Annotated in this window: 19 protein-coding genes and 1 pseudogene; 14 read left to right on the forward strand and 6 right to left on the reverse strand. The window is 40.5% G+C overall.

The window, feature by feature from the left end:
• The 3 genes and pseudogenes from Q369_RS0117245 to Q369_RS0117255 form a co-directional block, all read right to left on the reverse strand.
• A pseudogene (locus Q369_RS0117245) lies at positions 1–2,211 on the reverse strand (hypothetical protein); the annotation flags it as partial.
• 145 nt (positions 2,212–2,356) lie between these two features.
• On the reverse strand, positions 2,357–3,886 hold the full coding sequence (locus tag Q369_RS0117250) for a DUF1501 domain-containing protein (RefSeq protein WP_031529033.1): 1,530 nt from the start codon (positions 3,884–3,886) through the stop codon (positions 2,357–2,359).
• 9 nt (positions 3,887–3,895) lie between these two features.
• On the reverse strand, positions 3,896–5,530 hold the full coding sequence (locus Q369_RS0117255) for a DUF1800 domain-containing protein (RefSeq protein ID WP_031529034.1): 1,635 nt from the start codon (positions 5,528–5,530) through the stop codon (positions 3,896–3,898).
• Positions 5,531–5,962: 432 nt separating this feature from the next.
• Here Q369_RS0117255 and Q369_RS0117260 point away from each other — a divergent pair, with 432 nt between their 5' ends.
• The 14 genes from Q369_RS0117260 to Q369_RS0117325 all read left to right on the forward strand — a co-directional run bounded on the left by Q369_RS0117260 (position 5,963) and on the right by Q369_RS0117325 (position 23,237).
• Positions 5,963–6,820: a tyrosine-protein phosphatase gene (locus Q369_RS0117260; RefSeq protein ID WP_229206877.1), complete on the forward strand. Its 858-nt coding sequence runs from the start codon at positions 5,963–5,965 to the stop codon at positions 6,818–6,820.
• Between the two features lie 225 nt (positions 6,821–7,045).
• On the forward strand, positions 7,046–7,864 hold the full coding sequence (locus Q369_RS0117265) for a polysaccharide biosynthesis/export family protein (protein WP_031529036.1): 819 nt from the start codon (positions 7,046–7,048) through the stop codon (positions 7,862–7,864).
• Between the two features lie 40 nt (positions 7,865–7,904).
• Positions 7,905–10,286 carry a GumC family protein gene (locus Q369_RS0117270; RefSeq protein WP_031529037.1) on the forward strand — a complete coding sequence of 794 codons (2,382 nt, stop codon included), beginning with the start codon at positions 7,905–7,907 and terminating at the stop codon, positions 10,284–10,286.
• A 243-nt stretch (positions 10,287–10,529) separates the two neighbouring features.
• Entirely contained in the window at positions 10,530–11,852 is a 1,323-nt protein-coding gene (locus tag Q369_RS0117275; protein WP_031529038.1) for a UDP-glucose dehydrogenase family protein, read from the forward strand.
• Between the two features lie 50 nt (positions 11,853–11,902).
• Positions 11,903–12,796, forward strand: coding sequence for a glycosyltransferase family 2 protein (locus Q369_RS0117280; RefSeq protein WP_051664114.1), 894 nt, complete (start codon positions 11,903–11,905; stop codon positions 12,794–12,796).
• A gap of 8 nt (positions 12,797–12,804) precedes the next feature.
• Positions 12,805–13,962, forward strand: a complete 1,158-nt coding sequence (locus Q369_RS0117285) for a glycosyltransferase family 4 protein (RefSeq protein WP_031529040.1) — start codon at positions 12,805–12,807, stop codon at positions 13,960–13,962.
• A 217-nt stretch (positions 13,963–14,179) separates the two neighbouring features.
• Positions 14,180–14,599, forward strand: coding sequence for an acyltransferase (locus Q369_RS29770; protein WP_310589011.1), 420 nt, complete (start codon positions 14,180–14,182; stop codon positions 14,597–14,599).
• 10 nt (positions 14,600–14,609) lie between these two features.
• Positions 14,610–15,521, forward strand: coding sequence for a glycosyltransferase family 2 protein (locus Q369_RS0117295; RefSeq protein ID WP_031529042.1), 912 nt, complete (start codon positions 14,610–14,612; stop codon positions 15,519–15,521).
• An 11-nt stretch (positions 15,522–15,532) separates the two neighbouring features.
• Positions 15,533–16,336 (forward strand): glycosyltransferase, encoded by an 804-nt coding sequence (locus Q369_RS0117300; RefSeq protein WP_169739257.1) that lies wholly within the window; start codon positions 15,533–15,535, stop codon positions 16,334–16,336.
• 7 nt (positions 16,337–16,343) lie between these two features.
• Entirely contained in the window at positions 16,344–17,450 is a 1,107-nt protein-coding gene (locus Q369_RS0117305) for an EpsG family protein (RefSeq protein WP_031529044.1), read from the forward strand.
• Positions 17,451–17,506: 56 nt separating this feature from the next.
• Positions 17,507–18,622 (forward strand): glycosyltransferase, encoded by a 1,116-nt coding sequence (locus tag Q369_RS0117310; protein ID WP_169739258.1) that lies wholly within the window; start codon positions 17,507–17,509, stop codon positions 18,620–18,622.
• Positions 18,619–20,112, forward strand: coding sequence for a glycosyl hydrolase family 28 protein (locus Q369_RS0117315; protein WP_031529046.1), 1,494 nt, complete (start codon positions 18,619–18,621; stop codon positions 20,110–20,112). The genes Q369_RS0117310 and Q369_RS0117315 overlap by 4 nt, the downstream gene beginning before the upstream one ends.
• A 28-nt stretch (positions 20,113–20,140) precedes the next feature.
• Positions 20,141–21,646, forward strand: coding sequence for a capsule assembly Wzi family protein (locus tag Q369_RS0117320; RefSeq protein ID WP_051664115.1), 1,506 nt, complete (start codon positions 20,141–20,143; stop codon positions 21,644–21,646).
• Between the two features lie 226 nt (positions 21,647–21,872).
• Entirely contained in the window at positions 21,873–23,237 is a 1,365-nt protein-coding gene (locus Q369_RS0117325; RefSeq protein ID WP_031529048.1) for a sugar transferase, read from the forward strand.
• 39 nt (positions 23,238–23,276) lie between these two features.
• Here Q369_RS0117325 and Q369_RS0117330 read toward each other — a convergent pair whose 3' ends face one another.
• The 3 genes from Q369_RS0117330 to Q369_RS0117340 are packed head-to-tail and all read right to left on the reverse strand — an operon-like array spanning position 23,277 to position 26,975.
• Positions 23,277–24,200, reverse strand: a complete 924-nt coding sequence (locus Q369_RS0117330; RefSeq protein WP_051664116.1) for a glycosyltransferase family 2 protein — start codon at positions 24,198–24,200, stop codon at positions 23,277–23,279.
• Between the two features lie 10 nt (positions 24,201–24,210).
• Positions 24,211–25,740 carry an MATE family efflux transporter gene (locus Q369_RS0117335; RefSeq protein WP_031529050.1) on the reverse strand — a complete coding sequence of 510 codons (1,530 nt, stop codon included), beginning with the start codon at positions 25,738–25,740 and terminating at the stop codon, positions 24,211–24,213.
• Complete coding sequence (locus Q369_RS0117340) at positions 25,728–26,975, reverse strand: polysaccharide pyruvyl transferase family protein (RefSeq protein ID WP_031529051.1); 1,248 nt, start codon at positions 26,973–26,975, stop codon at positions 25,728–25,730. Before Q369_RS0117340 ends, Q369_RS0117335 begins: the two co-directional genes overlap by 13 nt.
• Between the last annotated feature and the right edge of the window lie 19 nt (positions 26,976–26,994).

Genomic DNA, 26,994 nt, shown 5'->3' on the forward strand with positions numbered 1-26,994 from the left:
TGCGTACAAGGCAGGAACAGCACACGTTACAGTCTTGGGTGAACCAGGAACCGTATAAGTAGTCCCTTTTACACGAACGCTTAATGTATGCGCAGCCCCATCTTTCAAAGATGACGGAAGAGCGATCTCAAACCCATAGTTGCCAGTTCCATACCCTTTTGACTTGATGTCATCCCGGTATTTGTTCGCCAGAACAGTTGCAAGGACAGTGCTGCCCTCTACAATCTCCACTGTAAGCGCCTGGTCTGGATAGTTTTTATTCCACGCCCAGCCCTTGATCGTAGCACAGCTCAGGAAATCAAAGCCGCCCCCGTAAGAAGCTGGCAAGGCGCAGGTAATGTTCTTCGGAGAATTTGTTAATGTAGTACTAGCCCCTTTTATACGCACGCTTAAAGCATGTACATTTCCGTCCCGTAACGCTGCTGGAAATTTAAAGTTAAAGCCATACTTTCCAGTACCGATTCCAGCATCTTTCAAGTCAGAACGATAGATGGAAGCAGTGTCAGTCGCCCAAATTTTAGTTCCTTCCATTAATTCTACTACCATTGATCTTTCCGGGTAGCTTTGATCCCAGGCAAAGCCTTGGATGGCATCACAGCTAACAGTTTCCAAAGTTCCGGCATATGAGACAGGCACAGCACAAGTCAAGGTTCTAGGGGAGTTTTTCAGAACGAACGATGTCCCCTTGATCCGGGCATATAATGCATGGGTCTTACCGTCTTTCAGCTCAGCTGGAAGTGGTATACTGTACCCGTAATTTGCTGTACCAATGCCGCCATCCTGTAAATCTTGGCGGAATGCATCCGCAACAACAGTCGCATAGATCTTGCTTCCTTCATAAATCTCGATAGTCATGGCTGTTTCCGGATATTTCAAATCCCAAGCCCAGCCATATAATTTCTGACAATCAGCATATGCATAGCCGTCGAATTGAGAAGCAGCACAGCTAATGTTCTTCGTGTTTGATAATAGATATGTCGTGCCTTTTACGCGGATACTTAATTGATGATTCCCACCGTCTTTTAAACTTAGTGGCAAAGGGATTTTAAATCCATACTTACCAGTTCCAATACCTGCATCTCTCAGATCAGCGCGAAAGATATTGGCAACGCCACTTGCATAAATCGTTGTCCCTTCCACAAGCTCAAACTCCAATGCGGAATTTGGATTGTTCCTGTCCTGTACCCATCCGCTGATTGTGCCACAATCGGCAACCTCAAATGCGCCGCCATAGGAACAATTTATTGATTTAGGTGAGCCAGAAAGTAAGTATTTGCTACTGCGCACACGAACACTGACCTGTTGTGTTGTTCCAGTAATCAGATTGCTTGGTAACTGGATTTTGAATCCATACTTGCCGGTACCTTTGCCGGCATTTACAAGATCAGTGCGCAGCGTATTGGCAACAAATGTAGCATGAACAGTGCCTTCTACTACCAGTTCGAGGGTCAAAGCAGCCTCTGGATGATTTTTATCCCATGCCCACCCGATTAACTCTGAGCAGCTGGCGCTTTGTAAGTCTCCTTCGTAGCTTGCGGCTACTGCGCTCGTATTTAAGGACGCTAGAGTATACGCTAGATATTGATTGGGAACAACCTTTTCAATTGTCGTTATGGATCCCTTCTCCAATGAACTGGCACTACCAAAAACACTTAGTTCATCTATTGTGGCTGTTATAACTTCCCATCTTGAACTTGTCGCACTCCATCCTACAATGGCGAGATTCTGAAGTGATTGGCCAGTCAGGCCTGCTATGTCACTGCCAACATCCCAGGTCAGGGAAAGCCTGCTCGAATTTGCGCCGTTTATGTCCCAATATTCTTTTTTACTGACATTTTTAATGTCAGGTCCTATACTGGAGCTGGCAAATGGCGCGCCGGTGGGTAGAGAAGCCGTTGATGGATCAGCCCTGAAGTAAGCTCCTGCGATCCCGTCCGCTTCTGCTGCGAAGGGTCTGTATGATCCACTTTGCCCTACTGGAAAGACAAAGTAAGACGGGCCGTACTTTTTGACGTATCCGTCAACATGCTTAGTATTACTAATTCCAGTGAGTTTTGAGGAAGCAGAGAAACTAACAATTCCGAACGGCGAGTTGCGCTCCGTCACAACGATTCCATTTTGTGCATAACTTTCATTCGCAAGTGTGCAAATGAAAGTTATGGTTAGTAACAGAGTTTTATAAATCTGAATCAAGCTGGCATTAGGATTCATAGAATTTGTTCAATGTAATGAGCAATCTCATTCAGTAATATAAAAATATAAATACTATAATTTGAAATAAATAATTCTACAAGCATGGGCGTGGTGCTAACATCATCAGGTTATTTAGACCTGATTTGCGACGAGAGCTGTTGGGTCAACCAGTAATATTAACGCCGTAGTCACCTAGGAACTTCAGCTCCCCTCCTGCTTTGACTTTCACATTTTTGACGCTAATGTTTTGTCCTACTTCAATGTTGTGGCCCGCGTTAACCTGTACTATGTCTCTCGAAGAGGGGATACGCCCAGTTGACCAAATTTCTGGATTAATCCATGCGCCGGACGCCAGTGATTGAACAACTTCTGAAAAAAGAGAAGTAGTTTTGAAGTCTTTGAAGAGGATTTGATCTGTGCTGGAATCTGCGGTACCGAACCAATCATTAAGAATATCCGAATACACCCGGCGAAAATCGATTTGCATTTTGATATCCCGGTTTAATACTCCCGGAGCAGGAGAAGCTGGTAATAAACCGTTAACTAGGTCTGGATTATTACCAACAATTTGTCGCTTTATACCACTGCCAAAAACAAACATCGGAGCACCTATTCCATGATCTGTTCCTTTTGAGGCATTAGAAGTTGCCCTTCTACCGAAATCTGAAAAGGTCATTCCTAGAACCTTGTCTTCTGTTCCCTGAAGTTTAAGGTCATTCTGAAAAGCAGCTATCCCATCGGAGAGCTTTTTTAACAGTCTAGCGTGTACACCTTCAAGGCTTGTAGTACCAACTTGGGTAGAGTGCGTGTCGAATCCCCCAAGTTCAACATAGTAAATCTTAGATTTAAGCCCGCCGTGGATTAGCCTGGCGACGATTTTAAGCTGCTCGGCAAGTTCATTCTTTTCTGAAGCAGCTGGATAGCTCGCCATATTTGTACCCGCATCTGCCGCTGCCTTAATTTCAGAAGCATAACCAACTGCTAGTGCCTGCTTTTGTCTAATAAAAGCGATTAGTTCCCCCGCATCACAGCACGGTAAATTACCAGTCCCAGCATTCGCAGATTCCCCTATCAACTGATAAAAAGACTGTGGATTTTCTATAGTTACGCCCATTGACTGATGGTTGCCCAACAATGTAGTCGTACTAATTTGACCGATCTGAATTGCGAGCGGATCTTCCATTTCTGAACTAGGATACCCATTAGGATAGCCCGTATATCTCTCATTTAAGTATCGCCCGGCCCAGCCAGAATTAGCGTACTGCGATGAGTCAACACCTGTCATCCATATATCGGTAGACCGATAATGTGATTGATCAGGGTTGGGATATGAAACCGAATGAATCAGCGCTAGTTTGCCATCATCGTACATCTGACGCATTCCTGTCATAGCGGGATGAAAGCCTGTCTCAGCGTTTCCAGAAAGCCGAAGTATGCTACTTTCCGGAATTGCGATATTACTTCTTAGGCCATAGTATTCCGAGTAATACTCAAGCGGAATAACAGTGTTAAGCCCATCATTCCCGCCGCCAAGATATATAATTACTAAAATCCGATCATTGTTCAGCGCAGAGGTTCTCTTCAAGGATTGAACCAAAGATGATCCCTTCGCAAACGATTTTACTCCGAACCCGTTTAACATAACGGGAACCATCATAGCAGATGCTGCATTCAAAAAATCTCTTCTTTTCATCACAGAGTCTTAAAATAATTGATACTCAGCCATACGCAACATATACTTTAACAACGCGCGACACCGCCAATTGATAGTGGCTTTCTTGTTTCCATTAGTTGGATCCGCCCGTAGAGCATCCCACTCTCTAATCCACGTGGTTCTACCGCTGCTATTCATCATCATAATTGAATCGATCAGAAAATCTTTTTGGGCTTGATCGAGATCGGTCGCAAACATATTCTTAGAAAGCTCTGCAAGTACATCCTCACACGTGATCGCAGGTGTTCCTGTCACATCCGAGAAGTTTGGCTGAATAGCACTAAGCCTTCCTAGGACGTCTATTCCTAAGATATACCCAGGTTTAATGGTAAGTGTCGGATAAACAAACGTGTCAGTTCCACTACCACGCAGCCCAAGCGAGGTTTCATTGATCCAATTCATTGAATAGCCAGTCTGGAAGTAAGGAATTGAACCAAATACTGAAGGCTGATTAAGCAAGTTCAACTGCATGCCGTCCATGCTATTTGCCAAGAAGGTCATCAATGTCCGGAAGGCTGCTGGTTCAGTTGTGATATCGGGGACAGGTTGATCAAAAAAGCGCAACGTACCAATCATCAGCTCTGAAGGCGACTTGACAATTGCTCCAATATTCCTGTTATCAAAAAAAATGTGGCTTTTCAGTAGCTTGGCAAGTACAGGTGCTATAGCGTAGTTGTTTCCACTACTTTTGAAAAAATCTGCGAGCGGAACAATTACCTGATCCTCTATCTCCTGAGTAACATTCGGATTAACATACCATCTATAGAGCTTTCGACAGATAAATTTTGGGGTTTCCGGATGCCGCAGTAGCATGTCGACAAGGTCTCCGAGCTCCTGATCACCAGCCGAATCTCCACTCCGCCCAATTATAGTAGTACTATTGTAATAAGAAGAGAAGATTTTGTCCGATGTATCGTGGCGAGCGGCAGTAAAAACAGAGCCTAGCGAATCAGAGCCCGTCCCAGCCAACGTTTTGACCTGCCATCCGGTAAGAACTCTTGCAGCGGCCTTTACATCATCCTCGGTATAATTTTGCTTACCACTGAAGTTTTTTTGACCTACTGTAAATAGTTCCTGCAGCTCCCGAGCGTAATTTTCATTCGGCTGGCCTTTTGTATTTTCATTGCCATTCTGGAAATAAAGCATGGCAGGGTCTTTCGATATACGAATAACCATATCTCGGTAACTGCCCAGTGCTCCATTTCTTAGCAAACGAAGATATTTATCGACAGCCCGGTAGTCTTCGAAAGAAGCATAGGTTGTCACAAAATGATTTTGCCAAAAAGCAGTTAACTTCTCCAAAACGGAAGGCTTCCCATTTTGCTGTGCCATCAAGCCAATCCACCAGTACTTGATATAAGAATAATACGCGAAGTTGCGGTTCGTATATGGTTTATCGAGAAACGTCTGTCCGTAATCAGATCTGGATTCCTGCATCTCTACTGGTGGTGGTGGAGAGAGGGTGAATGACGAATTGTTGATTAGCATATCAACAGCTTCTGAGGGAGTCTTACCCACCAAAGCCTTGATCTCTTGTTGTGTGGGGCCAAAGGTTGCCCGTCTAAGTAAATGCGCTGCTGTCTTCGGAGTCAGAGAAAGATTATAAGGATCTAAGTATGCCATTTGCTTCAAACTATTTACAATTATCCGGCACTTACGGAAGTAACTTTAGGCTTATAAGAGTTGCTAAACAGACGAGGAACACACCATTCCTGAGGGCGGATTACAATAGCCCAAGCGATCTCATTCATTCTGCTGCAAATTTCTTAATACAAAAGTACGACATTTTTAAATAGGGATGCAAAGTAATTCTACAAATAATCTACAATTATTCTAAGCCGGGTTTTTGTTGCATGAACTTGGCAAATACTTGCATGAATGAGTCAAAAAAGATGCGTTAAACTCGGAGTTAGAGCTCCGAGTACCGATTTTTTTTACTCCATACTGTGAATGTAGCTCCTTACCGTGTTTTCGTCCGATCGGAGACAAATTTTAGATTGTCGACTTCTTGGACAGGATCACGATTACACTTGATTTCTAAATGCCTTTGATTTTATGGAGAGATCAAAGTTTTGCGTGATTCACTTTTTTAATCTTAAATTTGTCCAATTAGGGATTTATGCAAAGGCTGAATGTCAGTCGTTGTTATTACGTAAATTTGGAGAGCCAACAAATATGTTCAACTGGCTATTTGACAGGAAAAAGACGAAAGAAGTAGACCTTGGTCACATTGGGGTTGACATCCATTCACACATAATACCAGGGATTGACGATGGAGTAGAAACAGTTGAAGACGCTGTTGAAATGGCCGCAAAAATGCAGACACTAGGATATTCTCAAATATACACCACTCCACATGTAATGTGGGATTGCTATCGGAATACTCCTGAGAGAATTTTGACCGGTATCGAAGAAGTGAGACAAGCGGCTAAATTGGCGGGACTCACAATTGAAATCAATGCGGCAGCTGAATATTTTATAGATGAGCATTTTAATGAGATGTTGGCCAATGGTGAGAAAGTGCTCACACTACCTGGTAACCGCTTACTGGTGGAACTTCCATACTCGACACCTCTAATGAATACCTCAGAAAATATTTTCACTATTCTGTCTAAGGGCTATCAGCCGGTGCTAGCTCATCCTGAGCGATATACATATTTCTTTTCTAACCCGTCAGAGTATAAGAAATTAGTCGATGGAGGTTGCGAGCTACAATTAAATATTTTATCGCTTACTGGCTATTACGGTGAAAATATTCAAAAAATGGCTGAATGGCTCCTGAAGAACAATTTAATCACATTCATCGGAACAGATGCACACAAAATTCAGCACTTGGAGCTCATCAAAAAAAGCGATAAGAATAACTGGGTTTCTAAATATCCATTTGCTAATGAAAAACTCCTCGATATTTAGTTTTCCGAATTGAATTTATTCTATATTTGTTCTGAGTAATTGAACCGGCAGCAGCTTGAATCTATTCAGATTTTGGGAATTTAGATGTAAAAAACAAGAATTGCATCATACCCATTTCTCGAGATTTCATAACAATGATTCACCAACTCAGGCACTTCCTAGATGCGGTTAAGAGACTGACCCTAAACTGATTAATTACTTCAATATTTTACTCATCGTTCACTTATGTCTTTATCTACACTGAAACTCACGAGATCGATTTCAATTTTGGTTGCTATCCTCTTAGCAATCTTTGCTGGTACTAGCTCATGTGTATCGCCAAAAACTATTGTATATTTCCAAGGAGACACTACAAGAATTTCCTCTACGAAGATCTCGCAGAGCTACGTGCCAACTATTGCAAGCAATGATATGCTTTCCATAAACATTGGAAGCTTAAATACGGAGGCAAATGCCATTTTCAATGCAGCTAATGAATTTACATCGACATCTGTAAGCTATGGATCTGGAAGCAACACAGCACGTCAACCTTTCGGTTACCTGGTTGACAATGACGGAAATATAGAACTGCCTCTTATTGGCAAAATACATGTAGTAGGATTGCAAACCCAAGTCGCTGCTGATACAATTCGGAAAAGGCTCTTGGTTTACCTTAAAGAACCATCCGTGAACATTAAGAATATCAACTTCAAAGTGTCAGTTCTCGGGGAAGTAAATCGGCCAGCAGTCTACGTCATTCCAGATGAAAAAATTACTTTGCCCGAGGTACTTAGTCTGGCAGGTGATCTTACTATTTTTGGAAAGCGTAGCAACGTGATGATCATTAGAGAAGAAAAAGGCGAACGTCAGTATGCACGCGTAGATCTTACTTCCAGAGAAATATTCGAATCACCTTACTACTATCTGCACAAGAACGACGTGATTTATGTTGAGCCTATAAAGGCTCGAATGAACACGACTGACCGTGCTGTGCAACTAGCTCCTATCTTCTTGAGCGCAATTACAGCAATGAGTCTCTTGATCTATCGCTTTAGATTATTCTAATTATTCAACGTTACTATTTTTAAGCTTAACAAAAGACAATATGGCTGTTATAAACAACCGGAACGCTGACCTGAACCATGAACCGATGGAGGAAGCGGAAAAGAAGTTCGATTTACAGACTTACTTACGCGGATATCTTCGATATTGGTTTTTATTCCCCTTATGCCTGGCTGTTGCGTTTACGGCTGCTTTCTTCTATCTTCAAATCAAGCAGCCTGTGTATTTATCAAAAGCGAAATTGTTGATCAAAGATGAGAAGAAGGGTCTGAGCAGTGGGAATGATTTCATCGAAGAAATGGCTCAGTTCGGAGGCAACAAGCTAGTCGAAAATGAGGTTGAGATTTTGAAATCTCAATCACTAATGGAACAGACAATTCGTGAGCTCCAGCTTGATGTTAACGTAGAAACAACTGATGGGCTTAGAACTGTTGATCTTTATAAAGCTAGTCCGGTAATCGTGAAGCCTGAGCTCATATCTGAGTTTGGTTTACAAAATCCGCTAGAGATTCATGTTATCGATGCAAACACTTTCTCCATTAATGATGAGGACGCGAAGTACCAATTTGGTCAAAGATTTAGAAATCCCTGGGGACTATTCTCAGTACTAAAAGGTGTAGACTCGGAGTACAAAGATGTAAGAATTAACTTTAGCGACGTAAAAAGGCTTACCAGCAACATGCTTGGCCGCCTTGAAATTCTAAAGCCAAATCAAAAAAGTACAGTTCTCGAGTTAAGTTTTGAAGATACCTCAGTTCAACGTGGCAAAGACGTATTAAATAAACTGTTAGATGTTTATGTGCAATCGTCCCTCAATGATAAGAACAGTGAAGCAAGTAATACGCTAAAGTTCATTGAGTCGCGACTTGGCCTTATAACAGGTGAACTGGGTGATGTTGAAAAAGATGTTGAATCTTACAAACGAACTCAAGGCTTGACAGATATTAGCGCCGAGTCGAACTTGTATTTACAAAATATCAAGGAGAATGACGCACAACTCAATGATGTAAATATTAAGATCAGTGTCTTAGAGAGTGTTGATAATTACATTAAGAACGCTGGTGATGGCGCCCCTGCCCCTGCCACTTATATGATTAATGATCCCATCTTGGTATCTCTTTTGACCAGGTACAATGATCTTCAGATTCAGCGCGAAAAATATGCGCAAACAACGCAGGCAAGTAATCCACTTCTGGGAACTATAAACACTCAGATTGCAAATACACGTCAAGCTATCCGAGAAAATGTGCAAAACCTACGTAGGGGTTTAGATGTAACGAAATCGAGCTTAGAGGGTGTTAATTCCCGCTTTTCTGCTGGCCTTAGAAGCATTCCACAGAAAGAGCGAGAATACGTTGGGATTAAACGTCAGCAAAGTATTAAAGAAGGCCTTTATCTCTACCTGTTACAGAAAAGAGAAGAAACTGCATTAGGTTATGCAGCAACTGTTACGGACAGCCGCCTTGTTGATGCTCCTACTGCTTCTTTGAGCCCAATCAAGCCAAAAAAGCTTTACGTGTGGCTTGGTTCAGGCGCTGCCGGGATCTTACTGCCAGTCATTTTGATCAACTTGCTGTTAATGTTAAATAATACAGTCCAAACCCGAGAGGATATCGAAAAGCTTGCCCATATTTCGGTGATCGGAGATATTGGATATATGAAAACGGAAAAAAATCAACCAGCCGAGGCGGTTATTAAAATGACCAGCCGCAGTGCAGTAGCAGAACAATTCAGAGCACTCCGGACCAATTTGCAATATTTAGGAGATGGGACTTGTCGCGTGATTATGTTCACTTCCTCCATAGGCGGCGAAGGAAAGAGTTTTGTAAGTATTAATCTCGCTGCGAGCTTGGCCTATTCCGACAAGCGCGTGTTATTAATAGGTTTAGACCTTAGAAAACCTACCTTGCACGAGCGGCTACAAATTACTAATAAGTACGGTGCTTCTAACTGTTTGATTGGTCAGGGCACTCCGGAAGATTTTATCCAACCGTCAGAAATTCATCCTAAGTTCGACGTTCTAACCAGTGGACCTATTCCGCCAAATCCATCAGAGTTAATTAGTAATGGGCGACTCCCCGTTATGCTGGCTGAGCTGCGGGAGCAATACGATTATATCCTTATTGACTCTCCCCCATTCGGGCTTGTAACAGATTCCGCGTTGATTGAAAAGTATGTTGATGCAACACTGTACCTCGTGCGCTTCAATTACACTTTAGTAGATCACCTGAGACGTTTATCTGACTTGCAGAGGACTAATAGATTCAATAATCTCTCAGTCATATTTAATGGAGTTAAGTACGGCGCGGGATATGGGTATGGATACGGCTATGGTGGCTATGGATACGGGTACTATGGAGATGAGAAGGAAAATAAGGTGCAAAGCTTCGAATCAAAGCTTAGAAAAATGATAACCAGAAGTTAATAGACTATATAAATGTGTTTACAAACTTTGATTTCAGAAATGAAACTAAAAGTTTGTAAACGCTCTCTTTTGATTCCATTTTTGAAAGTATTAACAACAATTCAACATTACTCAACGATCATGAAAAATTTCCCATCAAAGACTCCTTGCCACTCGGCCCCTTCTTCCACGTATCTCAATACCTGGATTCTCCAAGCAGTTTAGCCAGTTACCGGTCAATTCTTCATTCTAATATTCTGCAACATGAAATTAGCAGTAGTGGGAACAGGCTATGTCGGTCTGGTCACAGGAACTTGTTTTGCCGAAACTGGAAATCAGGTAACTTGTATAGACATCGACATTGATAAAATTGAAAAGTTAAATAGCGGAAAGATTCCAATCTATGAGCCAGGATTGGATGTGCTTTTCGAACGCAATGTAGCGGAAGGAAGACTTTCCTTTACCACAGATCTAAAAAGTGGCATTAAAGGCGCACAGGTAATATTTTTGGCCCTGCCGACTCCTCCGGGTGAGGACGGCTCAGCAGATCTAAAATACATATTAAAGGTAGCTGGCGACCTAGGACCTATTCTTTCTGAGTATGCATTAATCATAGATAAAAGTACTGTACCTGTTGGTACTGCAGAAAAAGTACATGCCGCAATTGCAGCTAATGCAGAAGTCGATTTTGATGTTGTATCAAATCCAGAATTCTTGAGAGAGGGTGTTGCTGTAGAAGACTTCATGAAACCTGACAGGGTTGTAGTAGGCACCAATTCAATAAGAGCGAGAGAAGTGATTGAAAAACTTTATGCGCCAGTTGTACGCCAGGGTAATCCAGTCATCTTTATGGATGAACGCTCCGCAGAAATGACAAAATATGCTGCCAATTCCTTCCTTGCACTCAAAATCACATTTATGAATGAGATTGCCAACCTGTGTGAAAGAGTTGGCGCTGATGTAGACAATATCAGAAGAGGCATAGGCGCGGACAGTAGAATAGGAAAGAGATTTCTCTTTGCTGGCATAGGATATGGTGGAAGTTGTTTTCCAAAAGATGTCAAAGCTCTTGCAAAAACATCAGAAGATTACGGATATGACTTCCGTACATTGAAGTCCGTTATGGCAGTAAATGAAGACCAGAAGAAAAAACTTCTGCCACTAGTTGATGAATATTTCCGAGGTAACCTGTCAAGAAAGACCATTGCTGTGTGGGGACTTGCGTTTAAGCCATATACAGATGACATCAGAGAGGCCCCTGCTTTAGAAAATATTAGAGCATTAATTGCCGCAGGCGCAAGAGTTACTGTATACGACCCTCAGGCAATGGAGAATACAAAAAAACTCATTACAGAGATTACTTATTGCCCAACCGCTTACGCGGCGCTTGACGAAGCTGATGCATTAATGATTTTTACTGAGTGGCCGCAATTTCGCACTCCCGACTTCGCGAAAATGTCTAAACTTTTAAAAGAGAAAGTCATTTTCGATGGACGGAACTTATATGATCTACAGCAAATGCGTGATCTTGGCTTTACCTATTTCAGTGTAGGCCGCGAAACTATTAACACCATAGCGTTTGCTTAGTGTCCAGGTTGCAAGATTGAAAGTGCTGAAAAACTCTGACTTTGTCTCAAATGTTCTATAGCTCCAAAAAAGTTTCAATTATTATTCCCACATTTCACGACTGGGATAGATTGGCGGTTTGTCTTTCGGCTTTATCAAAGCAGACTTTATCAAGAGACCAATTTGAAATTATAGTAGCCAATAATGATCCAACAGATAAAACGCCGGCAGGTTTTATTTTTCCTAGTAATTGCAGTATAATCGAAGTAGCAGCGCCGGGATCATACGCAGCCAGAAATGCGGCTATTTCCGTTTCGAACGGCGAGATCATTGGCTTTACTGACTCTGACTGTATTCCCGAAGTAGATTGGATAGCTAATGCTTGCAATTTCTTTGCAGGTAATCCACAAATAAGCAGAATTGCGGGTCATATCGATTTATTCTTTCAAGGTGATAGGTTATTACCAGCTGAGGTTTATGAGAAAGTGTACGCTTTTAAACAGGATTTGGTGGTAGAGCGTTTAAATTCGTCAGTTACAGGTAATATGTTTTCTTATAAGAAGGTATTTGACGATGTTGGACAATTTAATGAGTCATTATTCTCAGGAGGCGATCACGAATGGGCGCGACGCGCACAAGCCAAAGGCTTCAATGTTGCGTACTCCCCGGAAGTAAGGGTCAAGCATCCTGCACGACACAAAATGAGCGAGTTGGTAAAAAAATCTCGAAGGGTTGGTGGGGGAAGAGCTGGAATGAGAAGATCAAGCCGTTTAAAAGCCTCTGCAAAAGTATTATGGGCCCTTATACCTAGGTTGAATGAAATTTACTATTATTTAAATCGCTATGGAAATGACTTGCCTTCCAAACAGAAAGTTCAGGTTATTGCAATTAAAACTTACTTGGATTTCGTGGAGCGCTTAGAAGAATTCAAGTTTGCATTTGGTAAAACAGCAGAAAGAGGATAGTATCTCTTATGAATAAGGAAAAGATTTTATTCGTTCATCATAGCGGGAATTTAGGTGGGGCACCAAGGAGCCTCTCTTTTCTTCTTGATAAGATTAATTACGTTCGGTACGACGTAAATTTGCTATGTATTAAAAAAGGCCCTGGCTTAAATCTGTTTAAAGAAAGGCCTCTGAGGCTTTTCATCACTGAAAACATATTCCCGTTTCATGGTTCAACAGTCAGCGGAATGCATTTTAAATTGTTCGTGAAGAACTTTTTGTTCTTACCTCAGTCCTTCTTGAACGCTCGCAAATTTATTCAAGACAACAGACCAAAACTTATACATTTAAATTCATCCTGCCTGTTCGCTGTAGCTATCGCGGCAAAATCGGTAAACAAAGAAATTAAAGTAGTTTGTCACGTGCGGGAACCACTTTTAAAGAATTCGCTATGTGGAAAAGTTATCAAGCATTTTGCCTTTAAATATGTAGATGAATTCATTGCTATTGACAAATTTTCTGCAGCAAGCATGAAGACTCGAGGTAACGTCAGGATCATCTATAATGCGGTTAACTTTGAAGATTACAACTCCAAAATAGCTTCTAATATACTTAGAGAGGAATTAAACCTGCCAATTAACTCAATCATTTTTCTATATTTAGCTAGGTTTTCTGAGAGCAATGGGACTTTGGCTCTTGTTGAAGCTGCAAGAACTTTAACAGCTAAGCACAGCAACTTTCACTTTGTTGTAGCCGGCCTAAAACCAGAACTTACAGACACCTACACAAACAAGGTGGTACAAAGTGCAAACGGGGATCCTCAAATACATTTCATTCCCTTCCGAGAAGATGTTCCATCTATCATTGCTTCAAGCGATATACTTGTTGTACCTTTTACGAAGCCACATTTTGCAAGATCGATTGTTGAGGCATCGGCTATGGGGAAGCCTAGTATCGGTGCGAATTTAGGTGGAGTAAACGAACTTATTGTTGATAAGGTGACAGGCTTCCTTTATGAAACACCGGAACAATTTTGTAAATACTGCGAGATCCTTGGAAACGATCAACCAGCGCGTAGAAAAATGGGCGGACAAGCTGAACTATTTGCCAGGAAGAACTTCGATAATCAAATTAACTCACAACGCGTTTTTCAAGTTTACGAAGAATTGCTAACGAAATCTTTCTGATTATTTTATGCGCGAACGCCTCAGTAATATTGTCAGACACCTTTTATATTCTTGGAGATATCCAAGAGACATCATTTACTGTATACTGTATATTGGCTCTTGGAATTCTAGCTGGCGTTTATACGGGCTGCCTTTGATTTACGTACACAAGAATGCCAAACTTACCATAGGGCTGCGATGGACTGCCTGCAGTAATCCCAAATACAATTCCTTGGGAGTGTTTCAAGATGTTACGATTAAAGCAATGGTGCCGGGCGCAAGAATTACGATTGGTAATGATGTAGGTATGTCTGGTGTGAGTATTTCATGTCGCACCCAGATTACAATTGGCGATAATACGCTACTGGGCAGCGGCGCTGTTATAACAGACAATGATGCACATGGAATTCACCCGGATTTCAGAAATAATCAGGGGGCAATAAAAGCCAAGCCAGTGCACATTGCTAAAGATGTATTTATTGGGGCTCGCTCCCTTATTCTTAAAGGGGTTACTATTGGCGAGGGAGCCGTTGTTGGCGCCGGGTCGGTCGTTTCTAAAGATGTCCCATCCATGGCTATTGTGGCTGGAAACCCTGCAAGAATTGTGGGAGATGTTCGGGATCCTAAATTTCAATATTCTTCATCTTTAAAAAACTAATTCGGTTATTATGGATCCAAGAGTATATATAATCATTGTGGTTTACAAACGCCTTCAACTAACACAGGATTGTTTACTGTCTTTGCAGAAGCAAACCTATTCCGATTATAAAGTTGTTGTAGTTGATCATTGTGAAAGTGATAGTGCCACTTTTGACTACGTGAAGCAGAATCTTCCGGAAATAGATATAATTAAGGGATCAGATGATATGTGGTGGACTGCTGCGACAAACTTTGGAATCAGGTTTGTTGCTGATAATTTAAAACCTGATTGGAACAGAGATTTAATTCTGACTCTCAATAATGATCTTACTGTTCCACAAGATTACTTAGAGCAACTTGTGAAGACGTATAATCAATTTCACAAGGAGTCAATGATTGGATCAGTGTCTCTTGACGGATCACAAGAGGGATTAATTGACTTTGCCGGATGTATTTGGAATCACATATCAACGCGGATAAGATCGACTTTTGCGCCAAATACGCACTATGATAGCATCAAAAATCTTGGGCATGTCGACTCAGATCTGTTGCCGGGTCGCGGAACGTTATTTCCAATGAAGCTGATTGAACTTATTGGGTATTATGATGAGCAGAACTTCCCCCATTACGCTTCAGATTACGATTTCTCATATAGAGCTAAGTTGAAGGGTTATAGATTGATTGTTGCCACCAGGGCCTACCTAAAAAGTGCAGTCGGGGAAACCGGGGTAAGATTCGATAAAAACGCCAACGCAGCACCTACCCTAAGCTACTTTTGGAAAACTCAATCCTCAATTAAGTCTCCTATCAATATAAAGACGCGGTACAATTGGGCTAAAAAGCATAGCCGCCTTCCTTTCGTTTACTTTGCCATCGATTCTCTGAGGGTTGTGATTTCATATCTCAACTACTTACGCGGATATTACAAGAAAGCTTTATGACTAACTATGTGATGAACAAAAAAAGTGATCTTTGCTTGATTATACCCCATTTCAATAACAGAGAAGGTTTAATCCGATCGCTAGAAAGCTTGAAAGAAGAAGTAAGTTTTGATGTCCTTATAATTGATGACGGAAGCAGCCCAGCACTATATCCCGATGAATACCTTTACGCACAATTTCCAAAGCTCAATTTGACGATTGTTCGAATTCCGCACGAGGGAATCATCCATGTATCTATTCTCGGGCTCAAGTACGTTGAGTCCAATAAATATCTCTATACAGCACGATTAGACGCTGGTGATCTTTCAATGCCAAATAGATTAACTATTCAGCGAAATTTTCTAATCGAAAACCCGGATATATATCTGCTTGGCACTTTTTGTGAATACTTTGATCTAGACACAGGTAAGACTATTGCGATAAAGAGGTTTCCGACAACTATGAAGAAAATCCGCCAAAGGGTCTACTTTAACACCGTCTTTGAACATCCAACAGTCATGTTTCGTGTGAAAGCTATTGAAAAGGTTGGTTATTACCCGAAAGATTACGTGGTAGCGATGGACTATGCATATTTTTTCAAGTTCGTTTCTAATTTCGAATGTGCCATGATCCCACAAGTACTTATACGCAAAGAAATATCTTCTACATCCATCAGTACCGTTAAGAGAAAGAAACAAGTCATAAATAGACTTAAAGCAATATCGGAGAATTTCACTCCTAGATGGTACTTTTTTGCAGGGATATTATATACCAGCATTCTTTATGTAGTACCCTACTCGCTCCTTAACCGTTTCAAGAAATACTTCTTTAAATAAATACTAAATGGACTTAAACGAATGGTACAATGTACTAGTCGCTCTTTACGTAGTTGCTGGATTAAGTTACATTCTTTCCTTCGGGCTAGGGCGATCAACACTAAGCCGGATTGTAATGACACTATGGATGATTGTAATCTTGTTGTACACTGCGAACAGGCCTTTGGATCTTGGCACTGATACAATAATGTACTCGAACATTTTCACTATGTATAAGAGTGGTCTTCCCTACGAAGCGATACCTGTTCAGCAACAAATTAACTATTTCTTTTTTAGTTTGGGACAATTCTCAATTCTGTTCAGTGATAAATTTGACATTTTTCTTTTCATAATTAGTGCTGCTTTTCTGTTAAGTACATTTATATCTTTCAAGCTTATATTTAGACAAAGTTGGCATTTCCCCCTATTTATTTTTGCCAGCACCTTTATTTATTACTCGTTTCTTTTTAATCTGATTCGGAATTCGTTGATAGTCGGGGGTGTTTTTTGGGTTTTATATCTTTTCTTTTATAATCCCACAAAATGGAAAAGAGTACTGGGACTTTTCGTTTTATTAGTGCTGTTCCTGATTCACTCAAGCGCGGGATTCATAGCAGTAGCAATTCTGGGCGCATCTGTCTTAAAAACTGAACGACAGGCTTTGTTCGTCTGGTTTGCCGTATTGGCTCTTAGTATAACCGGGCTAGATCTATTCAAAATTATCCAAAATCTGGTCTACTCACTTTTCCCATCGTCTGCACTTGCTTTCAAAACTGGCGTTTACGATCAAGTAAATAAGGTTGTTGGGTTTAGAATTGATTTTGTTTTATACACGATTTTATTCGGCCTAATAGGTTACACAATTTCGATTAAATGGAAGAACCCGTTTTACAAATCAATAGTAAAATGGTACCTAATCCAAGGCTCTATTTTCATGCTTTTCTTTAGTTTTCCTTATGTTGATAGAATTGCCTCACTTGCATGGATCGGCTTCCCACTGCTAATCGGATATCCCCTTGTTTACTGGAGTGGCCTAAGACGGTACCAGTTCCAAATAAGTTTAGCCACTTTTATATTTGGAATAGCAAATCTGATCCTTGTTGCGAGGTATGATTTTCACCTGGCGCTTTTCTAATCTCACTTGTCCCTACATTAGTATAGATTGCCTTTTATTGAATGGATCTTCCAAATATGCAGCGTAAGAAGCTTCTGTTTCTAACACAATCCCTAGGAGGTGTTGAAACGTACATAAGAGAGATTGTAGTAAATATTGATAGAGAAAAATTTGACATTGTAATGGTCTGTCCTTATGGGCAAAGCATCAATGATCTATGTAATTCCCTTTCCATCAAAATATATAATGTAAAGATGGCCCGAGGATTGGATCCAATCTTAGACCTAAAGAACATTTGGCAGTTTCGTAGAATAATAAAAAAAGAACAGCCAGCACTATTACATGTACATAGCTCTAAGGGAGGCTTCCTTGGTCGGATAGTAGCGAAGGTATGCGGTATAATGAGCGTTTTGACCCCTAATGGTCCGTCATATTTGTCCTTTACCGGACTAAAAAGAACCATCTTTTTTTCGCTTGAAGTATTAGCTAAACCACTAACGGACAGGATTTTAGCTGTATCAAACTCAGAAGCTTACAGAATGCAATATGAGGTTGGACACAAGCCGCACAAAATTGATGTGGTGCTAAATGCGATTAACACTGATAGTGATTTCATCAAGAGGTTGGAACCTTATAGTACCAACAGACCATTCCGCATTGGAACAATTGCCAGGCTAACCTATCAGAAGAACCCGCTTTTATTTGTTGAGATTGCGCGTCTAGTAGTTGAAAAATACCCAAATGTAGAATTTTTAATATTAGGAGCAGGTGAAACTGACCACTTGGGTAAGGAAGTAGAAGCATTGATTAAACGCTACAAATTAGAAGACAAGTTTAAGATTCTTAAATGGGGACATTTTACCGGATCGCAGGCTTTTTTATTAAGCCTAGATATCTTTGTCCTGACATCTATTTTCGAGGGTCTTCCTTTTTCCTTGTTAGAGGCAATGTCTCTGGGTATCCCGTGCATTGGAAGTAAATGTGACGGATGCAATGATGTTTTACAAAATGAAGTAAATGGATTTGCATGCATTACCAAGGAAGAATTTGCAAAAACGATTGTAAGACTAATTGAAGACCATGCATCAGCTGTCCGCGTTGGTCAGGCAGGAAAGCTCTACGTTAACGAAAACCACAACATAAAAAAAGCAATTCGCGACATCGAGAATTGTTATTTAGGCGTCTTAAAATGATTGTAACGATTAACATCGAAATGACGATTTACAAAGCTCAAATATTAATAATTGCTTCCATTCTGGTTCTATTTACCAGGTTCGTACAGAGCCAGAGTATAGTTACATATATTACGCCAGCTGAGATTAAAAAAAGCGACCGTTATGAAATTTTGGTTAGAGTGCCGGGAGACACTAATTGGCAGCAAGTTGAAGTGCAAACTGCAAAAGTGAACGTTAGGAATTTGTCTAAGTCTGGGAGATGCGCTTTTGCGAACTTCGATGCTTCTTTCTCGCGAGGAATCGATATCAAGGTTCAAACGAAGTCAGCTATAATGCAAAATGTAGTAGTTAGACCAAGAAATGAGGGTATTACATTCATAAAGGGGCGTAACTTCATACAATTCACAATCCACAAAGCACAAAAGCTTTCAATAGAGTTAGACAATGACCGCCTTAATAACCTCTTTATTTTCGCTAATGACTTAGAAAGTAATATCCCGGATAAAAATGATCCAAATATCATATACCTAGGCCCAGGCGTGCACAAAGCAGAAAACATCAAGATTAAAAACGGCCAAACAATCTATTTGAATGGTGGTGCCCTTGTACAGGGAAGTATAAATGTATATAACAAAAAGGATCTAACTATAAGGGGCAGGGGAATACTGAATGGTGAAATATTAAATCACGATCGTTCAAAGACTCGCCCCAATTTGTTGAAGTTTAAAAATGGTAAGAATATCACGATCGATGGGATTACACTAATTGACTCCCCAGTATGGTCCCTCTTTATCGACAATTGCGAGCAGGTTAATATTAGAAATGTGAAGATATTTGGCCATATGATTAATGCGGATGGTATTACTTTATCACAATCTAAAAACATCAATATAGCAGATTGCTTCATAAGGAGCGCGGATGATAACATAAGCATTAAGAGTTTGAATGGCAATCCTACTTTGGACATTCTTATAAAGAACTCTACCTTATGGGCAGATGATGCACATAATATGCTGATAGGACCAGAAAGTAAAGGAGCAACGTATCGTAATATTAGGTTCAAGAATATAGCGGTTCTTGAAAATACGCAGAAAGTTGGGATGTATTCAGGTGTCATGTCTATTATGGCTTCGGACAAAGCGAATGTCTCTGATGTACATTGGGATGATATTAGCATCGAAGACATAACAGCTGGTGAAATCATCCGGTTGAATTACACAAAGGTTCATTCAGTCGACAAAGACGATTACGGCAGCGATATTCGGGATATCTACTTTTCTAATATCCAATACAATGGAACGAGTGCGACTCCTGGAACAATAAAAGGAGTTGATGGCGCACGCACAATCCGCAATGTTAGCATAAGAAATTTCAAGTTTAACAAAGACCCTGTACAAGTGGGAACTGCTAGCAACAACACTCGCTCGCGTGCCCTGAAAAGTACTTCGGTTAGGACGCCCGCAATTTCAGTTAACAAGTTTGTGGAAAGAATGACCATCATCGAATAACAAGGCGCCGAACCTTTACAGAAACAAAATGGCTAAACCAGATTTAACTGTGTTCTTCAAAGTCCTTGTACTAGTAACTTTATTGTTATGGTCACAAAATGCACCTGCGCAGGACTCTACGTCAGCTAACAAGATCCCCAAACGCACTACTGAATTCAAGTCAGAAGTTGGCATACTTGCTTCAACCCTTGGCAATACGCCTTTCTGGCTTCACGCAAACCAGTTTGGGATTGTGCCGTTGCATAATCCGGTTGTTCTTGCCGGGGCGAGCATCAAGTCTGACTATCGCGGAAAAACTTGGGATTTGGGATATGGTGCAGAAGTATGGGCTTCATTAGGAAAACGATCAGCTGTTGTTGTTACCGAAGCATATATAAAGGCAAAGCTTAGAAAATTAGAAATATGGGGCGGACGTCGAAAACAGATCATTGGTATTGTGGGGGATTCCGTGTTAACCAGTGGCTCCTACATTCAGTCAGGAAACAGCGTTCCTATTCCTCAGATACAGATAGGATTCACTGATTACATTCGACTCTTCAAGGATATTTTCTCATTCAAAGTAATGCTCTCACACGGCTGGTTTGATGCCAATCGAATTGTGAAAAACCATTACTTACATCAAAAATTTCTTTACATCAAATTAGGTAAACCTAAGTGGCCAGTGCGATTTGCCGGGGGCTTCAATCACAACGTACAATGGGGAGGCACAGTAATCATGCCAAATCGATATACAGTTGGCAAAAACTATCCATCAGACTTGCTTGACTATTGGTATGTTTTTTCAGGTAAAAGAATACCAACCTTTGGCTTTGTCGATCCTACAAAGTATGATGCAATTGACAGGGGTAACAGAGTTGGAAATCACCTTGGTTCTATTGATTTTTCACTAGAAGCTTCTATCCGCAGTACAACTCTTGTGATATACAGGCAGTTCCTTTACGATGACGGTTCATTGTACTATAGAAAGGGGTTTAAAGATGGCTTGAATGGACTCTCACTGAAGTTCAATGGCGAGAAGTCCAGCGATATTCAAATTAATGCAGTCACCGCAGAATTTCTCTATACTGTAGATCAGGGGGGCTCGGCGTTTACACTAGACGGTGGTCCGAGAGGGCGCGACGACTATTTTAATCACGTCCAATATTCCGGATGGCTTTATGACGGCAGTACCATCGGCACTCCTTTCATTGTACCCAAAGAGCAAACCGATGATCTACTTCCAAGAAACAGCATCTACAAATATTCTAATAACACCCGTGTCAAACTGTTTCACTTAGGCGTGTCAGGGAAATTGAGCAATATCTCATTTGTATACAAAATGTCATTTTCAGAGAACAAAGGTACTTACGAAAAAGAATTTCCGGGTGGAACAAATCAGTTGTCTCTCCTCCTTGACTCAACCATTCCTTGTCAAACAAGATTACTAGGGGCTGTTGATTTACGTATCTTGCTTGCATTAGACGCTGGAAAACTTTATAGAAGGACCGCAGGAGCACACGTAACCTTGGTAAAAAGGGGCTTGATAGGCAAGTAGTTATTGCATTAAACCGACATTCTCGAAGTGAAAAATTTCCTTAGAAACTTTTCCAAACGTCCCGAAAAAATTGCTTGTAATTTCGATGTAATTGTAGTAGAATTGTAGACAATGCTGGGTCGCTTTTAGGGCTCCGCATAATATTCCCAAACCAACATGATCTCAGATATTTCTATTATACAAAGATCTGCTGTAAAGGTCTAAAAAAGTCACTCAACGTTATATCATGAAAAATCACTATCCTGGAGTTTTGCCGAAGGCTCATCTATGGGCTGATGTAGTCCTTCTAAACGTCTCATTCATCTCTGCGTATTTACTTCGCTTTGACGGTTTTTCAGAACTTTTTAAAAGCCAGTACGTCAACCTGCTGCTATTTGCTAACCTGCTGTGGATTCTTACCATCTACATACTGAAAACGTATCAATTTTCTCGTCTATCGTTTCATTTCAATACGCAGTTAGGGAGATTTTTTAAAGCGGTGCTTATCCATGCTGCTATTATCATGGGTTTTCTTTACTTGAGCAAGCAGGGAGAAACTTACAGCCGGTACCAGTTTCTTATGACCTACGGCTTATTCATGCTATTATCAACTATAGCCCGGGCTACTTCCGTCCTCTTTCTAAAGCTCTACAGACATGCAGGATATAATTACAACCGCTTTGCTATTGTTGGAAAAGGTGACCTTGCTTCGCTGATCCGAGAATTTTATGGAGAAAGAAAAGAACTTGGTTATCGCTATTATGGAATGTTTGAGCTTGGACAGGAAAATGCGGTCGTTGAATTGGAGTCATTCGTCAAAGAAAAGCAGCTTGACTATGTGTACTGCTGCCTTAATGAGGTCAGTGACGACCAGGTACGAGATATTATAAAAATGGCAGAGCGTCAGAGAACTCAGATAAGGCTTGTTCCTGATTTTCGAGGCTTTATGACGAACATGGCAACAATAGAATACCACGATATGTATCCCATTATCCAGGTAAACACAAAGCCATTTTCTAGTTTTAACGAGCAAACTGCGAAGCGCGCCTTTGATCTGGTTTTCTCAATAACTGTCATGGTCTTGGGAGCACCTATTTTCTTCCTTGTCTTCTTAGCTATAAAAATTACCTCACCTGGGCCTGTATTTTTTAAACAACAACGTTCTGGTCGCTGGGGTGAGATGTTTGATATCTACAAATTCAGAAGTATGTACGTCGATGCGGATAAAATGGGATTAAAGCATTCACAAGGCGATGATGATCCAAGAATTACTCCGATTGGACGTTTTTTAAGGAAATCAAGGCTTGACGAACTACCTCAGTTTATAAATGTACTTAAAGGAGAGATGTCCGTCGTAGGACCCCGGCCACTGTTTAAATATGATGTGGAAATGCTGATGGAAGCCGAACCTCATGAATTCCAACGTCTCTTGACGGTAAAACCAGGAATAACATCAATCGGACAAATAAATGTTGGTTATGCAGACACTATGGCAAAAAATGTTGAACGGTTAAGGTATGATCTTCAATATTTAAAATCATATAGCATGCTTGACGACGTAATGCTTATATTTCGGACCTTACAGGTTATGGTGTTGGGAAGAGGACAGTAAAGTCAAACAAGAAAAGTAATGCAATGCCGAATTAGGACCTTATTCTAACCACGCTAAATTACCCTGCTTATTAATTTTTCTATTCTTCGATACCTTTCTGAAAAAGGTGACGCCAATCTCCGCTACTAGCTTCAAATTCAAAAGGAACAGCCTAAATTCTAGGGTCGCTAATTTCCGCGACGCTTTCCCTAGTAACCTGAGTTGCTCTTGTAAAAGCGCTTTAAACGCAGCCGATTCGCTGAGATTAATATTGAAAATCGGTATTTTACTACGAGTCAATTCTCTTTTATAATTAAACGGCTTAATGGTTAGATGCCGATCATGCTCGACCCTGGCCTTTGGTACAATTCCTATCTTATATTTGTGGAAAAGTACTCTCTGACAATAATTATTGTCTTCTCCATAATGAAAGAAGACCATCGTATCAAACCCCCCAACACGCCTTAGACATTCGCTTGTTATTAGCCAAGCAGCAGCATTCACAAACTTCGTTTCATAAACTTGATTTAACCTGCCAAGTACATAATCATCTAATATACCCTCTGTTCTTCGCATATACGTACGGAAATTGAAGTCGAGTTGAGTCCCCCCGCCATTTAGATGGACTGGACTCAAGATGCCATACTCCTTATTGTCAATACTAGCATTTACTAATTCTCTAAGTGATGAAGCATGTAAATAGCAATCCTGATTCAACAGAAAAACAAAATCTGCATTCTGCCTTAGAGCCAACTTAATTCCAATATTGTTCGCTTTAGCAAACCAGAGGTTCACATCCGACTTTATCAAAGTATAACCGCTACGATCAAAGTTTTGTTTGAGATACTCGTAAGTCCCATCACTTGAATTATTGTCAATAATAATAGCATGATGATCTACATCGTTCAGGGCGAGGTATTTTAAACATTTGTCGATCCAAGCCATGCCGTTGTAAGTCACTATTACTACATATACCTTACCCATAGAATTACATTTACTTCTTTCTCAACCTACCTAAAAATTCCTTTGGAGCGACTACTCTAAAACTCATTAAGAGTAATGCAAACAAAATTAAGAATACAGTGGATTTAATTATGCATTGAAAAAACAGATTCTCGAATTCAAATGGTAAAAGTGTAACCGCGAAAATTGAGACTCCGCCAATCGCAGCTGGTACAATAAAAGATTTAAAGACCAACCAAGATCTCAGGCCTAAAATTTTGTTGTTGAAGTACAAGTAATACAAAGACATCTGAATCAAAATGTAAACAGAATGCCCTATGATCGCAGCGCCAACACCGATACGTGTGCTTAAAAGTGCATTTACACAAAGAGAAACGATACAAGAAAATGCGGTTGAATAAACCAATGTTTTTGTTCTTCCTTTTGCCAAAAGCAGGCTATTAACCGGAGAGCTATGCAAATAGCTTAAAATAACAATCATCCACGCAATAAGCCACTTTGAAAGAAAAGCAAATTGGACGCCGACATAAATTGTTATAATTTCTTCAGCACATAGCATAAATGGCGCACAAAGTAAGACACATATAATCGAGGTATAAAGCGTAGACTCGTATGCAAAATTCTCCATTGCAGTCTTATCCTTCTCTAGAACCAGCCTGGAAGTTTTAGGCAGAAATATCGACGAGAACATCCCCCCCAATGAAATAACGAAAATGGTAATTGTCTCCAAAATCCGGAACTCTGCAACCGCCTTCAGACCTTCATTCGCAAAAATGCTTAAGATAATTGGCCGGGACTTACTCGCGGTCATTTGAAAAATGCCCATTGCGATTATGGCAATACTGTATCGAAAGATTACAAGAAAGTTATTAAAATCAAGTGCCGGTTTAAATCCACTTATTAGTTTATCCCTCTTTGATACAATGTAGAATGGAACAAATACTAAGCTGTTAATCCCTGTGAAAAGGATGAAATAAGAAATAAGACTTAACTTGAAGTAGATTGTAAATAGCACGGCTAAAAAGCTAACTACACTTCTGGCCATGTTGATCTGTTGTATATAATAGATCTTTTCATTCGCAACAAGCAACTGACTAAATACCGATGTAGCCCAGTTGAAAATGGCGAATCCAGCGAGTATAAAAAGCATGTTCTGCAACACCTCTGCTTGTTTACCCGAAACTTTGAATAAATCTATTCCATAGAAAGCAATTAGTAGAAGAATTAAGGCATTAACAACTCCGACAAGACCGTAAAAAGATATGCTGGTTCTCGCCACCGAGTCCACCAGTTCGCGCTTGCCCTCTTTAATCCATTGTGAAAAAAATTTGACGGCACCCGTGTTGATGCCCAGATCGAGCAGTTGCAGATATGCGTTGACAGATATCGCAAGACTAATGACCCCGAAATTTGTTGAACCATAATGATGTAGAAGAAGTGGTACAGTGAAAAGCTTCATCCCCGCATCCAGTACTTTTGCAATAAGCCCCCAGATAAAGGCCAAGGCAACGTATTTTGAGCCGGAAGACTTTGTCTGGCTTTTAGAAGCTAATCTTTCCATATCCTATCAAGACAAGCATTGAACTGCGATTTTACCTTTGTAGATAAATCGCTTCTCCTTAACTCACGTTCTGCCTCGTTTTCTTTAAAAGCTTCATCAATTAGAGCTAAAAGCTTCTCCATGGTTAAGTCGTTCAACGAAGTAATTCTGCTTGATTGCCCTGATTGCTCCATGAAAGAGACAAACTTTCTCTTTGTATTAATGCAAACGCTTGCGCAACCAGCACGCCATGCCAAAATCAACCCATGTAGATTTTGACTTACCAATACAGAACATTCGCCCAATATATTCTGCAAATCAGAACTTGATTTCGGAATTATTAATTGAACATTTGGATAGGATTTTAAGCTATGATATAATTTGCTTGCATTAGCAAGATCGGCCTCCCACAATCGGGACACCGTAATTCGAACCTCTATATTGTTCAGATCTGGCAGCTCTGAAATTGTTTTATTAAAAAGATCCAACTGTGACTCCGTCAAACTTTGGCTTCCCAGGAGAATAGCCAAAATTGGTTTCCTTTTATATTCGAAATCTGTTTTAGAAAGTACAGTATCAGGGATTAACACGGGTTTCAGACCATAAGATGTTAGTTCATTAAATGAATCAATATCTCTGATGCTTAAAATATCAGCGTAACCTAATTGCTTTGTAGCGAGATTTCTGAATTTGACATTAGTTATTGGACCAATACTCTGGCCAATCACTAAAATGGGAACTGCTTGTTCATGTGCGATCTTTAACTCCAATATTCGCGACAAAAAGCTGTCCTTCCAGCCCTCAATAAAATAGCCGCCACCGCCCTGAATAAATAAATCGGCACTTTTAAATTCGTCTAAACCTGAGACCAATGTAGGAAACATACTGAATAACTCGAACCTGGTCGCGAAGTAAAAATCCTGAAACCGCAAGAGATATCGGCGAGCCCTTTTCTGTAAAGGAGTTAATTCAATTTGTTTGCTTTGCCCAAGTGGCTTGGAAAGATCTGCAACTCTTAACCTTTTGAATGACGCAGTTCCACTTAGCTGCCTGTGGATAGATGGTATGATTCGGATAGTTGGATCTGAAACTGCATCGGAAGTTTCCGAAGGATTATAAGTCATTACGGATATTTGAGCATCCGGATATTTCTGCTTTACCAGATCAATTGTTGAAATTAAAATCGCATCATCTCCTAAGTTAGCATACCCCCACCCACCAGAAATTAGGATTTTCTTCCGACTACTTGGCACCATGATTTAAAGAATTTATAAC

It is taken from the genome of Dyadobacter crusticola DSM 16708 (genome assembly GCF_000701505.1).
GTDB lineage: Bacteria > Bacteroidota > Bacteroidia > Cytophagales > Spirosomataceae > Dyadobacter > Dyadobacter crusticola.